A 14,334-nucleotide genomic window follows, 5' to 3' on the forward strand; every position below is an offset into this window, starting at 1 on the left:
CAACGACAGCCCCGGCGGCTGATCGCTCTCGCACATTGCCAAGTCCGGGACGGCCCGGCCTCTCACGAGGCCGGGCCGTTTACATGTCCGTTTCCCATTCCCGGCGATCACGGCAACATGGCTGACAGCAACGTTTTACGCGGCCCCACCATTTTTAACGCAAGATTGACGCTCGGCTCGCGCCTCCTCTGACGGACGCTCCCTAGAACAGCCTCATCGGCACCGGACGGGGACTGCTCCCCGAACCCACGCGGGGAGAACGGATCCGATACCGACAGGAGAGCAAAAAATGACGAGCAAGACCTTCTTCGCCGCCGCCTGTGTGCTGGCCGCTGCGATCGCCCCTTCGCTGGCGAGCGCTGCAACGACCGACGCCATGGAAACCAACGTCGCTGTCGTCCACACCTCGGATCTCAACCTTTCCACGCCGCAAGGCCAGGCAACGCTGAACGCCCGCATCGCGGGCGCCGTCAACCGGGTCTGCGGCTCCGCAACCGGCGCGATCAGCATCGAAGAGCGCCGCGCCATTGCCGTCTGCCGCGCCAAGGCTCGCAACACCGCCTTGGCCGTCGCACGGACACGTGAGGGTCAGGTGCTGGCACAGCGCTGATCCCCACAACCACATCGCCACAACGGTCAGCAAAGGGCCGGGAGCACCACGCTCCCGGCCCTTTCGCGTTGGCCTTCCCCATGCCGGCAATCGAGCGGCGGCGTGCTGGCGCCACCGCACCGGATAAACAGGGCGACCCGACGTCAATCAGCCGCAAGAATTGCCTTTTTGATCTCACGTTCACTTTTGACGCTCGGCTCACGCTGGCTTGGCGTGCGGCCTGACGGTGGCCTCCTAGAACCACTGCATCGGCAGCGCGAACCGCCGAAATTCGCAGAGGAGAGCCCAAATGAAGTCCAACCTGATCCCCGCCGCCATCATCGTCGCCACCGTCGCTCTCGCAGCGCTTCTGGCTCCGGCGCTCGCCAACGCAGCTCCGGCTTCGGACGAGGCCACCGTGCAGGCGGCAGTGGTGCGCACCAGCGACCTCAACCTTTCGAGCGATGAGGGGATGACCACCCTCAAGGCCCGCATCGACGGCGCCGTAGGCCGCGTCTGCGGCACTGCGACCGGAACGATCTCGCTCAATGAACGCCTCGCCATCAACACCTGCCGCGCCAAGGCCCGCACCGCTGCACTGGCTGCCATCCGGTCGCATTCGGACCAGGTGCTGGCCCAGCGCTAAGCACGTCCGCCATGGCGACACCGGTCAGCACGGGCCGGGAGCACCTTGCTCCCGGCCCGTCTGCGCTTTTCCGGTCCGGACCGGTTGGACCGCGCCCGAGAGTGATGGACATTTTCAGCCAAGCATGAATACTTAGATGCGGAGGCGGGCATGACACGGCGAGACGCGAGCGCAACGCAGACGACGTGGAGGCTCCCCTGAGCGGAGCAGCTTCGTCCGATTCGCGCATCCGGGTCGCTGTTATCGGCGGCGGCTGCGCTTCGATGGCCGCCGCGTGGGAACTGACCGCGCCGCACCATCGGGGCCGCTATCAGGTTACCGTCTATCAGGAAGGCTGGCGGCTGGGCGGCAAGGGCGCTTCGGGCCGGGGCGAAAACGGGCGGATCGAGGAGCACGGCCTCCACATCTGGCTCGGCTTCTATGACAACGCCTTCCGCATGATGCGCGCCTGCCATGCCGAGCTCGATGCGAAAGGGCTCGGCCACCTCTACGGCGACTTCCGCGATGCCTGGACGCAGGAAAACGATATCGCGCTGTGCTCGGCGAGTGAAAACGGCGGCTTCCAGCGCTGGCAGGTGCACATGCCGCCGCGCGCCGGCTATCCGGGCGATCCGCTCGCTGCCGATGCGGTGTTCAGCCTGCAATACTACATGGCGGGCGCCTTCGACCTGCTGCGCGCGCTGGTGCTTGATACCACGGTCGACGGACAGGGCCTCGTCACGCGCTTCGACAAGGCCAATGCGTCGGGACCGGTGAGTGCGGCGGAGCTGGCTGCGCGGGTTGCCGAGCTGGCGCGCATGGGGCTGTTTGCTTCGTCGGCGGTACTGGCCGAAGTGCTGGCGGTACTCTCGGCGCTGGTGCGGTCGGTCAGTCCTGCGACAGCGGGCCTCTTGATGGCGGCTGTCGACGCGGTGGCCGTCCCGCTGCGCCAGTGGATCGAGGACAAGGTGCTCGCGCCCAGCCCACTGCGCTTCCTGTGGGAGATCGCCGACCTTACCCTGGCGACGCTGACCGGGTTTCTGCGCTACGGCATCATGTTTGATCCGCGCGGACTCGATGCGATCGATGATTACGAGTGCCGCGAGTGGATGCGGCTCAACGGAGCCTCGCTGCGCTCGCTCAACTCGCCCTTCCTGCGCGGGCTCTACGACCTCTCGATGGGCTACGAGGACGGCGATCTCAACAAGCCGCGCCTCTCTGCCGGGCAAGGCCTGCGCGGCACCTTGCGGACGTTCTTCGGCTATCGCGGCGCCTTCATGTGGCGGATGCGCGCAGGCATGGGCGATGTCGTGTTTGCGCCGCTCTATACCGCCCTGAAGGAACGCGGTGTGAGCTTCCGCTTCTTCCACCGGCTCAGCGATATCGAGCTGGACGCGGCCGGGACCCATGCGGCGCGGCTGAAGTTCGATGTGCAGGCCGGGATCAAGGGCGGCGGCGAGTACCAGCCGCTGGTCGATGTGCAGGGCCGGCCGTGCTGGCCTGCCGCGCCCGACTATGCGCAGTTGGAGCGCGGGGCGGCGCTGCTGGCCGAAGGGCGCAAGTTCGAATCGCATTGGGACCGTCGGCGCGAGAGCGAGACCGTGCTGGAAGTTCAGCGCGATTTCGACATGGTGGTGCTCGGCGTCGGGGTCGGCGCGGTTCCGTATTGCGCCAACGGCATCGTTTCGCGCGATCCCCGCTGGCAGGCGATGTGCCGCGATGTGAAGACCGTTGCCAGCCAGGCGTTTCAGGTGTGGCTGGACGAGGACCTTGAAGCACTGGGGTGGCCGGGGCCTGCCTATATCACCGGCGCCTTCGCCAAGCCGTTCGATACCTGGTGCGACATGGCGCATGTCGTGCCGGAAGAAGCGTGGAAGCGACCGCCGAAGACGTCGGTCTACTTCTGCGCGGTCCTGCGCGATCCGCCGGAGCCGCCCGCCGAGGGCGACATGACCTATCAGGGCAGGCGCGAGGCCGAAGTGCGCGCGAATGCCGAAGAGTTCCTTGAAGGGCCGGTCCGCACGATCTGGCCGGGGGCCTATGATGCTGCCGGGCAATTCCGCTGGGACGTGCTCAAGGCAGACGAGAGCGGCGGCCCGGAACCGGAAGGCAAGGCGCGGTTCGGTACCCAGTACTGGCGCGCCAACGTCAATCCATCGGACCGCTACGTGATCCACACCCCGGGCAGCTGGCGCAGCCGCATCTCGCCGCTCGACCGGACCTATGACAATCTCACCATTGCCGGAGACTGGACCGACAGCGGCTTCCATTCCGGCTGCGTCGAAGGGGCGGTCATGTCGGGACTGCTGGCCGCCCATGCCATTTCCGGTGCGCCGGACCTCGAGGACATCATCGCCTATGACCACCCCTGAGCAGCACGACCCGGCGAAGCGCTGGGTCAGCCACCAGCCGGAGAGGACCGGGCCGCAGCGCGGGCCTGGCATGAAGAAGCCTGTTCCGGCCGAAGGCGTCCGTGAACCCGAGACGCTGGCCGTCAACGAAGCCATCGCCGAGACGGTGCGCACCGCCTATGATGTGCTGAACGATACCGTGAAGCAGGGACGCAAGGCCGCCGAGCAGTTCCGCGGCGGCACGTATAATGTGCGCGATGTGCCCGATGACGTGCGCGCGATGGCGGGCAACCTGCTCGGCCTTGCGCGGCAGCTGAGCAGCGCGACCTTCGACATCTGCGAGGCCCTGCTGCGTCAGGCCGACACGCTGATGACCCCACCGCCGCCCGGATCGACGCATGTGCCGCCCTTTCAGGAACCCAAGGCCGCGCCAGCAACGCAGCCGGGACCGCAGCCTTTTGCCGCCAGTGCCGCAGCGCCGGTGATCGCGCTCGAAGTGCTGTTCAACGGCAAGGAGGCGGTGCGCGCGCATACCAGCACATTGGCGCGTCCGGCGGCGCCGACGGGGGCAGCGCATGTCAGCTGCGACGGCCTAGCGCGGCGCAGCGGCAGTGCGGCGCCGATCACCGACCTTGTTTTCGACATCAATCCGCATGGGCCGGGATTGCGGGTCATGGTGACCGTGCCTCAGGATCAGCCTGCCGGGGTCTATTCGGGCGCGGTCTATTGCACGACGCAGAAATCGCCGCTGGGCGAGATCGTGATCGAGGTCGACTGATGGCGGTCGAGGGCGCCCTGCTCCAGCGCTATGGCGCCGCCACGCGGGCGGAAGTCATGCGCTATCTGGCGGCGGGCAGCCCTTCCCCGTTCCTTGACGAGATGCTGGCGGAATACCCCTCACGCGGGGGAAAGATGCTGCGCCCGGCAATCTGTCTCGCCAATGCCGCGCTGTTCGGCAACGAAGCGCCGTCGGCGGCGGTGCGCGCAGCTGCAGCGATCGAGATGCTGCACAATGCACTCCTCATCCATGACGACGTGCAGGACGGCAGCGAACTCAGGCGCGGCAAGCCCACGCTCCATGCGCTGCACGGCGTCCCGCTGGCGATCAATGCGGGCGACGCGCTGCTGTTTGCCGCGTTCGGGCCGCTGATCGATGCGGTGAGCCCGCTGGGCAGCCATGTGATCCGGCAGGTGATGGACGTCACCTCGATGATGGCGCGCCAGACCGCGGAAGGGCAGGCGCTCGAACTCGGCTGGCGCGACCGCAACGTGCTTGATCTCGCCGAGGCCGACTACATGCGCATGGCGCTCAAGAAGACGGCGTGGATGGGGATGATCTGGCCGGCGCAACTGGGCCTCATCATCGGCTCGCGCGGGCGGCTCGATCCCGAAATGGTGCTGCGCTTCGGCTACTTCCTCGGCCTTGCATTCCAGATCGAGGACGACTTGCGCAACCTTTCGGAGGATCCCGGTTATGGCAAGGAGCAGAACGGCGATCTGGCCGAGGCCAAGCGGACGCTGATGCTGATCCATGTGCGAGGGGCCTGCAACACGGACGAGCGCGCACGGCTGGACTGGTTTCTGGGCCTGAGGCGCGAGGAGCGCGGTGAGGCGGACGTGCTGTGGCTGGCTCGACTGATGCACGAGCGCGGCTCGATCGAACATGGCCGCCGCGTCGCCGCTGCGATGGCGGGCGCGGCGGAGCATGAGTTTGCCGCCGTCTACGGAGCGCTGCCCCCTTCGGAGGAGCGCACTTTCATCGGCAGTCTCGTGCGCTGGGTGTTTGACCGGGCATGAGCCGCGCGCTGCTCTATGGGGCCACGGGCTATACCGGCCGGGCGATCGCAGCGGCGCTCGCGGGCGAGATCGATCTGGTGCTGGCGGGGCGCAACGAGCAGGCGGTCCGTGCCGTGGCCGAACCGCTGGGCCTGCCGTGGCGCGCCTTTGCGCTGGGTGATCCGCAGGCGGTCCGCGCTGGCTTGGCGGGGATCGATGCTGTGCTCCATGCTGCCGGACCGTTCGCCGCGACGGCGATGCCGATGCTGGAGGCCAGTCTGATAAGCGGGACCCACTACCTCGATCTCGGCGGCGAGTGGCGCGTGATCCAGGCCCTGTTCGCGCGGGATGCCGAGGCGCGCGCAGCGGGAATCGCGGTGCTGCCGGGTGCTGCGCTGACTCCGGCCGCGACCGATTGCCTGCTGCTCGCCGCAACCGAGCGCTGGCCTGATACGCGCGCGCTGAGACTGGGCATTTCGGCGGCGCAAGTCGTCTCGCGCGGGAGCGTGGCGACGATGGCGGGGCTGGCCGATCCCGGCACGGTGATCCGGCGCATGGGTGCGCTGGCGATGGTGCCGGCAGGGAGCCTCACCGCGATGTTCGATTTCGGCGGCGGCCCGCAGGAGACTGTGGCGACCGACTGGGCCAGCGTGGTGACCGGCGGGGCCTTGCTGCCCGAGGTGAAGGACATTTCCATCTATTCCGCCATGCATTGGACGATGCGGGCGGGTTACCGCGCTTCGGGTATCGGCATGGCAATGACGGGCGCGGCACCGTGGCGCATGGCAGGCTCCGCGATGGCCCGCATCTGGCCCGAGCGGCCCGACGAGACCCGGCGCGAGGCGGCGCGCTTTACGATGGTGGCCGAAGCAGACGACCCTTGGCGGCGGGTAAGGCGGCTCAGGATGCAGACGCTCGACGGCTATGGCGCCAGTGTGCGGATCGCCTGCGAAGCGCTGCGGCGGGTGCTGGCGGGAGGCGCTCCGGCGGGTGTGTCCAGCCTTGCCGCCGCGTTCGGATCAGGCTTTGCGGTGGAGGCGGGCGCCGCGCGTTTCCTTGCCGATGACAGGAGCACGGCGGCATGAGCATACGCGTCCCCTACGTCCAGTCTGCCGCCAGCCAGCAAGTGCCGCCGCCCTACCACTTCCCCGATGTCACCGTGAACGCGTTCTACATGAACGTGTCGATGGAGCGGGTGCAGCGCTATTGCGACATGTATCTCAACATCGGCGACGAGAAGACGCGCGAGTATGTCTACCGGCCACTGGCGGCTTGGCCCTACGCGACGGTGCTCTATCTGAACTATCCGACGATGATCAGCGCTGCACCGGCCAGCCCCCATCTGGGAGAAGTGCCCTATTCCGACCGGGGCGCGATCAGCCAGACCGAAGTCTTCGTGGCGATCCCGGTGGTGCGCTATGGCCGGGGCGCCAAGCGCCTGATCACCGACACCGCCCTCGAATGGGCACTGCCGTTCATCGTCGTCGGCAATCCGATGTCGAGTGTGTGCGGCCGGGAAATGCTGGGCCTCGGCAAGCTGCTGGCCGAGATCGAGAACGGCGTGGGGCGCTATCCGGAAAGTTTCCACGGGCGGATCAGCCTGCCCGGCTGGCCGGATGACGAGCCCGGCACGATGCAGCGCATGCAGGAGTTCATGCGCATCGAGACCAAGCCGGTCCTGCCGACCCCGGCGGGAACGCAGCCGCCTTACCGCACGCTCGCCACCCTGCTTGAGAGCCCTGAGGCCTCGAAACTGGTGGGCGGCCTGTCCAGCGTGTCGAACTTCATCGACAGCTTCTCGCTCGGCCTCATCCCCACCTCGATGCGCACCGTGGGCCTCAAGCAATATCGCGATGCCGCCGATCCGCAGCGCGCGGTCTATCAGGCGCTCGTCACCTGCCGCGCGCAATACCTCAACGTGCGCAATGTCCGGTTCTACAACGAGCTGGATATCGACATGTATTTCAATGACATCGGCAGCTTCCACGAGATTCTCGAGGTATTCCTCGAGGTGGACAAGAAGCCGACCGGCAAGCCCCATTCGGTCAATACGGTCGCCGCCCTGCGGTTCGAGGCGGACATCAATTTCGACACCTTGCGCGTGATCCGCGAGTTTCCCATCGACCGCGACGGCCTGCCGCCGACCCCCGGCGCAAGCGATCTCGTTTCGCGCTGGTACCGCCCGTTGCGCGGCTTTTTTGGTCCCCGCAGAGGAGTGGGCCTGCCATGACCGTGTTCCTCGAATCCTTCGCGACCGATCAGCTGCTGCCGCCGTGGCGCTCGCTCGGCATGCGGATGTGGCAGTTCGTCATCGCGGTCGACCGCAAACTGATCGCAGCCTACCTCGACACGCGCTTCAATGCCGCCGCGCCGGACCGGGCGCCGTTCCACTACACCCCGCTGCCGGGCAAGACGTACGGCCTGCTCTGCGTGGCGCGCCACGCACACTTTTCGAGCTGCTGCGACGGGCGGACCGGGCGCGACACCACCAGCCATATCGAGCTGAGCTGGACCTTCCCGGCGCTGCGCTACCGCGTGAGCGAGGACAACCTGCTGGTCGATCCGCTGCAAGTGTGGATCGAACCCTTCGCTTTCGACGACAACAGCTACGTGATGTTCTCCGCGCGCGAGATCTTCGGGACGGAAATGGACATGGCGGTGATCCGCATGGAGGAAGGCGAAAGTCCTGCCGACCTGAGGATCGACATGGCGATCGAAGGCATGGCGAAGTTCGATCCCAGAGCGCGGAGCCAGAGCATCGGCTGCATGCGCATGGGCCTTCTGCCCGATACGAGCGAGGCCGACCTGCTCCGCCTGCGCAAGGACGACGACGACCTCGACGCCTTCGTCGACAATCTGCTCGCCGACGGCATCTTTACCGGCAGCACCGCCACGGACAAGCGCACCGGCATGGAGGTCAACACCTTGCGCCAGTTCCGCGACGTCTTCGACATGGACCTTGCCGCCTACCGCGCGATCGTCTCCTCGACCACGCAGCACAGCAATATCCGCGATCTGGCGTTCTTTTCCGGCGCGGATACGGTGGTCGAATTCCTCTGCTCGGACAGCCTTGAGGAAACGATCCACGCCATGTTCGGCGCGCGCCCGCATAACGAATGTTCGCTGCTGGAGACGCCACCGCCCCTGCTCAATGCCCCCGGGACGCCGGACACGAACTGGGACCTGAAGTACATGCCGATCGAGGTGGCGATGGTGATCTGCTTCACCGCCGATGCGCACTTCCAGATCGAGCGGACGCTGCATACCTACGGCCAGATCTGATCTACTCTCCCGGCGCAGGGCCCATATCAAGCACACGGCGCACCGCCGACTTGAAATCGAACGGCACCCATGCCGCGCAATCGGGCCAGTTGCCGGTCTCCTGCCAGTAGCGGCAGAGGCCCAGCCGGTGGCACACGCGGATGAAGCGCGGGTGGCTGAGCAGGCAGCTCCAGGGGCCCAGCGCAACGCCGGGATAGAACAGGCTCGGCGACGGACCCGCAGGATCGAACACGTGGCTGTAGTCCGCCTGCTCGACCATCTCGAACGCCTGATCGGGAAGACCGATGAAGCCGAGCCCGGTCGGCAGGCTGAGCGTGATCGTACCGGTCTTTTCCAGCAGCCCGCGATAACGGGCGGCGCGGTGTTCCTTGATGGCCATGTCCTTCGAGAACACCGCTTCGACATAGGCGCGCACTGCCGCCAGATCGCGCGCCTGCCAGCCGTCGAAGTTGTCGATCTTGCTGACGTGGCGGTAATAGACTTCCGGATAACCGAGCGAGCCCGCCCAGTTGAGCAGGGCCATGAGAATGCCGGGGTTGTTCGGCCAGCGCTGGTGCACGTCTTCCAGCATGCTGACCGAGGTATCGTAATCCCCGACATAGGCCCGCATCTGCGAGACATGCAGCCGGGCGGATGGCATCAGCGGATTGAGTTCGCAGGCCTGCTCCGCATAGGCGAGCGCATCGCGGAAGCGGCCGACGCCCCAGCAGAAGTCGCTCATGTCGGTGAGCGCGGCGGGATCGCGCGGGGAAACTTCGAGCGCCTGAAGCAGCAGCTTCTCGCGTACGGCATGATGGCCCCAAGGTTCCAGCTTGGCGAGCGCGCGGTAGGCCCCGCCGCGGCGGGGATCAAGCTTCAGCGCAGTCTGCGCCGCGTGGATCACCGCGTCGCGGCCTTCGAAGTAGTTGCTCGCACTGTGCCCGGAACGGAGCACCTGTGCGCGGGCCAGTGCAAGCAGTTCCCATGCCGGGGCATGCTCCGGCGCTTCGCGGACAACCGACTCCAGCAGCGGCACCGCCTCGCTAGCGGTGTCGTCGAACTGCGCATCACCATCGGCGAGCAGGCCGCGTGCGCGCAGGAACCGCTCGTAGATTGCGGGCTCCAGCGTGGGCGTCGGCGTGCGCGGCATCAGCGTGAGTTCGAGCGCGGCGGCGACCTTCTCCGCAATCGAGTCCTGCAGCGCGAAGACGTCCTCCAGATCGCCGTCGAAGCGTTCGCTCCACAGCGCGCGCTGGCTGGCACATTCCACCAATTCGGCAGTAATCCGCACGCGGTTGCCACTGCGCCGCACCGCGCCATCGAGCAGGTGCGAGGCTCCAAGCGCGGCGGAGACTTTGGCAATGCCTTTGTCGGGCCCACGGAACTGGAAGCTGGACGCGCGCGCGACTACCGCGATCCCGGTGCCGCGCGCGACGGTGCGCTGGATTTCCTCTGAAACGCCGTCGCAGAAATCGGCAAGATCGGGATCGGAGGAGAGATTGTCGAAGGCAAGCACGGCCAGCACGAGCGCGTCATTGGCGGGCGCGGGGGCCGAAGCGGCCGGCTGAGCAGGCAGCGACGGAGCAGGTGGAGGGGCGGCTAGCACCAGCGGCTCCACCACGCCGTCTGCACTGCGCAGCGCCGCATCGACCAGCGGGCCGGGCGCGACACCGATCTCTGCGGCAAGCAAATCGCGGAAGGCCTGATAGCGGATATGGGCTGCCGCGCGCGCCCCCGCGGCGATTTCAGCGCGGATCAACGCGGCGACGGCGGGTTCGCTCAAAGGATCGCGGCGCAGCCAGGCGGCGGCCAGCGCTTTGACCCCGCTGCTGTCGCCGGTGCGTTCACGCAAGGCGATATGGCGGGCAAGGCCATCGGCAATGCGCGCATCGATCTCGGCGCGGGCGATATCGAGCCATTCGCCATAGGCCCCGCCGAGTTCAAGATCCTGCAGCAGCGGGGCGCTGCCGGCGCTCTCGATATGGCGCGCCGCAGCTTGCCAATCTTCGCTGGCGAGCGCGCCGCGCAGATGGAGAACATCGCAGCCAAAGGCGCCCGGTGCGAGCTCAACCGCCTCGCGCGTGGCGATCAGGTGCTCTTCGTCAGCCACAACAGACGCAAGCACGCCGCGCAATTCGAGCAGGCACTGGCGCAAGCTGGCGCGCGCCTGCGCCTCGCTGCGGTCGCTCCAGAACAGCCCGGCGAGCCGTTCGCGCGCCATCCGGTGCTGCGGCGCCAGCAGCAGCGTGGCAAGCATGGCGCGCGTACGGCGGCCCTGGATCGGAATGGCCGCACCATCGGGTCCGACAAGACGGAACGGCCCGATCAGCTGGACATGGAAACGCGTACCTGCCGTCACATCACGCCCGAAGTCTTCCCTTACGGCATCCATGCGAATCTTGTGCCCGCCCCTGTCATCGCTGTAACATTAACGCAAATTGTGCCGTTTTGGCGACAACTTATTGTGCGCAAGCCATGACAAACGTGTGCCTGATGGGGAGATTGGCGCAGGGGCGAGGCGCCGCTATCGCCACGCCCCGCTTGAATCCGTAGTCATCCCGAGGGCCCGGTAAGCAGCGTCGATCAGCCCCTGTCCGCGGGCATTGACAAGGATACCGGCACCCATCCGGCTCATAGTGTAGCCCATGGCCAGCCCCGCCGCGGGATCGGCAAAGCCCACGCTGCCGCCCATGCCGACATGGCCGAACGCGCTCTCGCCAAGGATCAGGCTGTCGCCGCCGGTCGCTCTGTTGTCGGTCGTGGCCATGAAGCCCATCGCGAAGCGCATCGGCTGGCACAGCACCGCGTCGCTCTGCGTGGCGGCGCAGACGCGGCCCATGCGGTGGACACGGTCTGCCGACAGGAGCACCCCGCCGCCGTTCGCCAGCGGCGTGTACATCCCGGCGAGCCCGCGCGCGTTGGTGATGCCGTTGGCGCTGCCGATTTCCGCCGCGTGGACTTCGCGCGAGTTGAAATTAGCCCCGCCCTGGTTGGTGAGGAACAGGTTGGGGAGGCTCCCCGGCACCGTGGTCGCCTTGCGGAAGAAATCCGAGGCGAAGTTCACTTCGGCCGGATCGGCGGCAATCATCGGCGCAACACGCAGCTCCTCGCTTTCGGGGAGACCAATGTGGAAGTCGAGGCCAAGCGGCCCCGCCACGTTTTCCCGGAAATACTGGCCCAACGGCATGCCGGAGATGAGGCGAATGAGCTGGCCGACCGTCCACGCATAAGTCAGGCCATGATAGCCCTGCCGCGTGCCGGGCTCCCAGTGCGCAGGCTCGGCGGCGACGCGCGCGATCATGTAGTCCCAGTCGGCAAGGCCGCCCTTGCGGATGGGCTCGGCGACGTGCGGGACGGGCGAGGTATGCGTCAGCATCATGCCGACGGTGGTGGCTTCCTTGCCGGCGGTGGCGAACTCCGGCCAGATGTCGCCTACCGGGGTCTCGTACGCGACCTTGCCCTGATCGACGAGCATGTGGAGGCACAGCGCGGTCGCGGCCTTGGTGCAGGAATAGACGATGGAGATCGTGTCGCGGGCCCAAACCTCGCCGGTCTGCGGATTGGCAAGGCCGCCCCACAGGTCCACCACCATGCGGCCCTGATGCGTGATCGCGACGCTGGCGCCCTGCTCCTTGCGCTCCTCGAAATTGCGGCGGAACTCGGCGAGGACCCCGGTGAACTGCGCATCGCAGTGGCCGGAGATGGTGCGGCCGTCGGCCAGTTCGATCGCAATCGCGCTCATGTCAGGCGGAAGTCCTCGGGCTTGAAGGTCTTGGTCATCTTCCAGTAGTCGACCAGCCGGTAGGGCAGCAATGCGAAGACGCGGCCCGCATCGTTGCGATACCAGTTGGTCAGGCCCTTGTGGGTCCACACCATCCGTGCGTGGCGTTCATCGACATCGGCGACATAGGCATCGTGCGCCTGCGGAGTCACGTCGATGACCTTGGACCCGGTTTCAAGCACTTCGCGCAGGGCGGTGAGGATCAGCCGCATCTGGCATTCGGTGATGAAGATAACGTTCCCGCCATGCGCGAGGCCGGTGTTGGGCCCCATCAGCATGAAGAAGTTGGGAAAACCGGGAACCATCGTGCCGATATAGGCGGTCGCATCATCCGGACCCCAGACCTTGTGCAAGTCCAGCCCGCCCTCGCCCTTGATGGTCATCGGGGCGAGCATCTTGCTTGCCTGGAAGCCGGTAGCGTAGATGATCACGTCGGCCTCGATCAGGGTGCCATCCGCCATGACGACGCCTTCGGGGACGATCTTCGCGATCCCGCCGGTCTGGAGCTCGACATTGTCCCGGAGCAGCATCTCGTACCAGTTGTTGTCGACGAGGATGCGTTTGCCGTAGGGCGGGTAGCTCGGCGTGCACTTGGCGATAAGGTCGTCGCGGCCCTTGAGCTTCGATTGCAGGAACCGCTCCATGAACTGGCGGTGGCGCGCATTGACCTGATTGATCGACTTGCCGCCGTCGTCCCATGCCGGATCGACCTGCAGCGAGGCATGGAGACCATCGGCAAAGGCCCAGAACAGCTGGAACCGGTACCAGCGTGCGAAAAAAGGTACGTTGGCGAGCACCCACTTCATGCCTTCGGAGACTTCGGCGAAGTAATTCGGATTGGGCACGACCCAGTGCGGCGAGCGCTGGAGGATCGTGAGCTTCACGACATCGGGCGCGATCGTCGGACCGACCTGCTGGCCCGAAGCGCCGGTGCCGATCATCACGACGCGCTTGCCCGTGAGGTCCAGCCCTTCCTGCCACTGCGCGGTGTGGACCGCCGTTCCGGCAAAGGTCTCGCGCCCCTCGATATCGGGCAGCTTGGGCCGGTTGAGCACGCCGACGGCCGAGATGACCGCGCGGGCCTTGAGGTGGGTGACCGCCCCGGAGGCATCGCACGTGGCGACGTCCCAGGTGCCACGCGCATCGTCATAGGTCACCGCGCTCACTTCGGTCTCGAAGCGGATATGGTCCCGCACACCGTACTTGTCGGTCGCACGCTCGAAATAAGTCCACAGCTCCTCGCGCTTGGCGAAGAAGTGCGACCATTCGTGGTTGAGCTCGAACGAGTAGGAATAGAAGTGGTTGGGCGTATCCACCCCGCAGCCGGGATAGAAGTTCTCGTACCAGCTGCCGCCGACCGCCGGGTTCTTTTCGATGATCGTATAGGGAATGCCCGCCTGCCCCAGCCGGATCGCGGCGCAGACGCCGGACATGCCCGCGCCGATGATGACGACCGGGAACTCCTCCAGCGCGGCGGGCTCGGGCCGCTTGCGCCAGATCATCCCGCGCGGATCGGGATGCGCGGCTTCGAGATCCTCGCGCATCATCGCGGTGTAATCGGCGCTGACATGCTCGCCGACTGCGGTCGAGAGCATGTCCTGCAGGAAATCGCCTTCGGGCAGCGGCGGCAGCGGACGGCCGGTGCGGGCATAGTCGAGCAAGGTATCCGCGAGGCGCGTACGGATTTCGGCGCGCAGGTCCTCGGGCATCGTCTCGTGATAGTTCATCGGCCCGGTGATGTGCGGGCTGGCGCGCTCGAGCAGGCCTTGGTCGCCGGTCAGCTGCACCAGCACGAGCATCAGCGTCGCGGCGTCCGCCTCGGCCAGCGCGGCGCGCAAAACGGCAGGATCGGCGGCAAGCGCGGACAGATCGGAAGGAGCTCCTGTTGCCAGGGCCTCCATTTTCAGCGTGGTCAAGCCACTCTCCCTCAATATCACTTGCCATCTACCTA

Annotated in this window: 11 protein-coding genes; 8 read left to right on the forward strand and 3 right to left on the reverse strand. The window is 66.6% G+C overall.

What is annotated here, in order from left to right:
* Positions 1-289: 289 nt before the first annotated feature.
* From IP83_RS15370 to IP83_RS15405, 8 genes are all read left to right on the forward strand, one after another.
* Positions 290-610 carry a UrcA family protein gene (locus IP83_RS15370; RefSeq protein WP_054123113.1) on the forward strand — a complete coding sequence of 107 codons (321 nt, stop codon included), beginning with the start codon at positions 290-292 and terminating at the stop codon, positions 608-610.
* 289 nt (positions 611-899) lie between these two features.
* Positions 900-1,235, forward strand: a complete 336-nt coding sequence (locus tag IP83_RS15375; protein WP_054123114.1) for a UrcA family protein — start codon at positions 900-902, stop codon at positions 1,233-1,235.
* Between the two features lie 185 nt (positions 1,236-1,420).
* On the forward strand, positions 1,421-3,586 hold the full coding sequence (locus tag IP83_RS15380; RefSeq protein ID WP_231625072.1) for an FAD-dependent oxidoreductase: 2,166 nt from the start codon (positions 1,421-1,423) through the stop codon (positions 3,584-3,586).
* A complete protein-coding gene (locus tag IP83_RS15385; RefSeq protein WP_054123116.1) occupies positions 3,573-4,343 on the forward strand; it encodes a hypothetical protein in 771 nt (256 codons plus the stop codon). The genes IP83_RS15380 and IP83_RS15385 overlap by 14 nt, the downstream gene beginning before the upstream one ends.
* Complete coding sequence (locus IP83_RS15390; RefSeq protein WP_054123117.1) at positions 4,343-5,362, forward strand: polyprenyl synthetase family protein; 1,020 nt, start codon at positions 4,343-4,345, stop codon at positions 5,360-5,362. Before IP83_RS15385 ends, IP83_RS15390 begins: the two co-directional genes overlap by 1 nt.
* Positions 5,359-6,426, forward strand: coding sequence for a trans-acting enoyl reductase family protein (locus IP83_RS15395; protein ID WP_054123118.1), 1,068 nt, complete (start codon positions 5,359-5,361; stop codon positions 6,424-6,426). The genes IP83_RS15390 and IP83_RS15395 overlap by 4 nt, the downstream gene beginning before the upstream one ends.
* A complete protein-coding gene (locus tag IP83_RS15400; RefSeq protein ID WP_054123119.1) occupies positions 6,423-7,571 on the forward strand; it encodes a hypothetical protein in 1,149 nt (382 codons plus the stop codon). Before IP83_RS15395 ends, IP83_RS15400 begins: the two co-directional genes overlap by 4 nt.
* Positions 7,568-8,623 (forward strand): hypothetical protein, encoded by a 1,056-nt coding sequence (locus IP83_RS15405; RefSeq protein ID WP_054123120.1) that lies wholly within the window; start codon positions 7,568-7,570, stop codon positions 8,621-8,623. The genes IP83_RS15400 and IP83_RS15405 overlap by 4 nt, the downstream gene beginning before the upstream one ends.
* A gap of 1 nt (position 8,624) precedes the next feature.
* Here IP83_RS15405 and IP83_RS15410 read toward each other — a convergent pair whose 3' ends face one another.
* From IP83_RS15410 to IP83_RS15420, 3 genes are all read right to left on the reverse strand, one after another.
* Complete coding sequence (locus IP83_RS15410) at positions 8,625-10,994, reverse strand: BTAD domain-containing putative transcriptional regulator (RefSeq protein WP_054123121.1); 2,370 nt, start codon at positions 10,992-10,994, stop codon at positions 8,625-8,627.
* 132 nt (positions 10,995-11,126) lie between these two features.
* The gene (locus IP83_RS15415) at positions 11,127-12,344 is read right to left on the reverse strand and encodes a serine hydrolase (RefSeq protein WP_054123122.1); all 1,218 of its coding nucleotides are present in this window, start codon (positions 12,342-12,344) and stop codon (positions 11,127-11,129) included.
* Positions 12,341-14,299, reverse strand: coding sequence for an NAD(P)/FAD-dependent oxidoreductase (locus IP83_RS15420; RefSeq protein ID WP_156309764.1), 1,959 nt, complete (start codon positions 14,297-14,299; stop codon positions 12,341-12,343). The genes IP83_RS15415 and IP83_RS15420 overlap by 4 nt, the downstream gene beginning before the upstream one ends.
* Between the last annotated feature and the right edge of the window lie 35 nt (positions 14,300-14,334).

Origin of the sequence: Novosphingobium sp. AAP93, assembly GCF_001296055.1 — a bacterium.
Taxonomy (GTDB): Bacteria; Pseudomonadota; Alphaproteobacteria; order Sphingomonadales; family Sphingomonadaceae; genus Novosphingobium.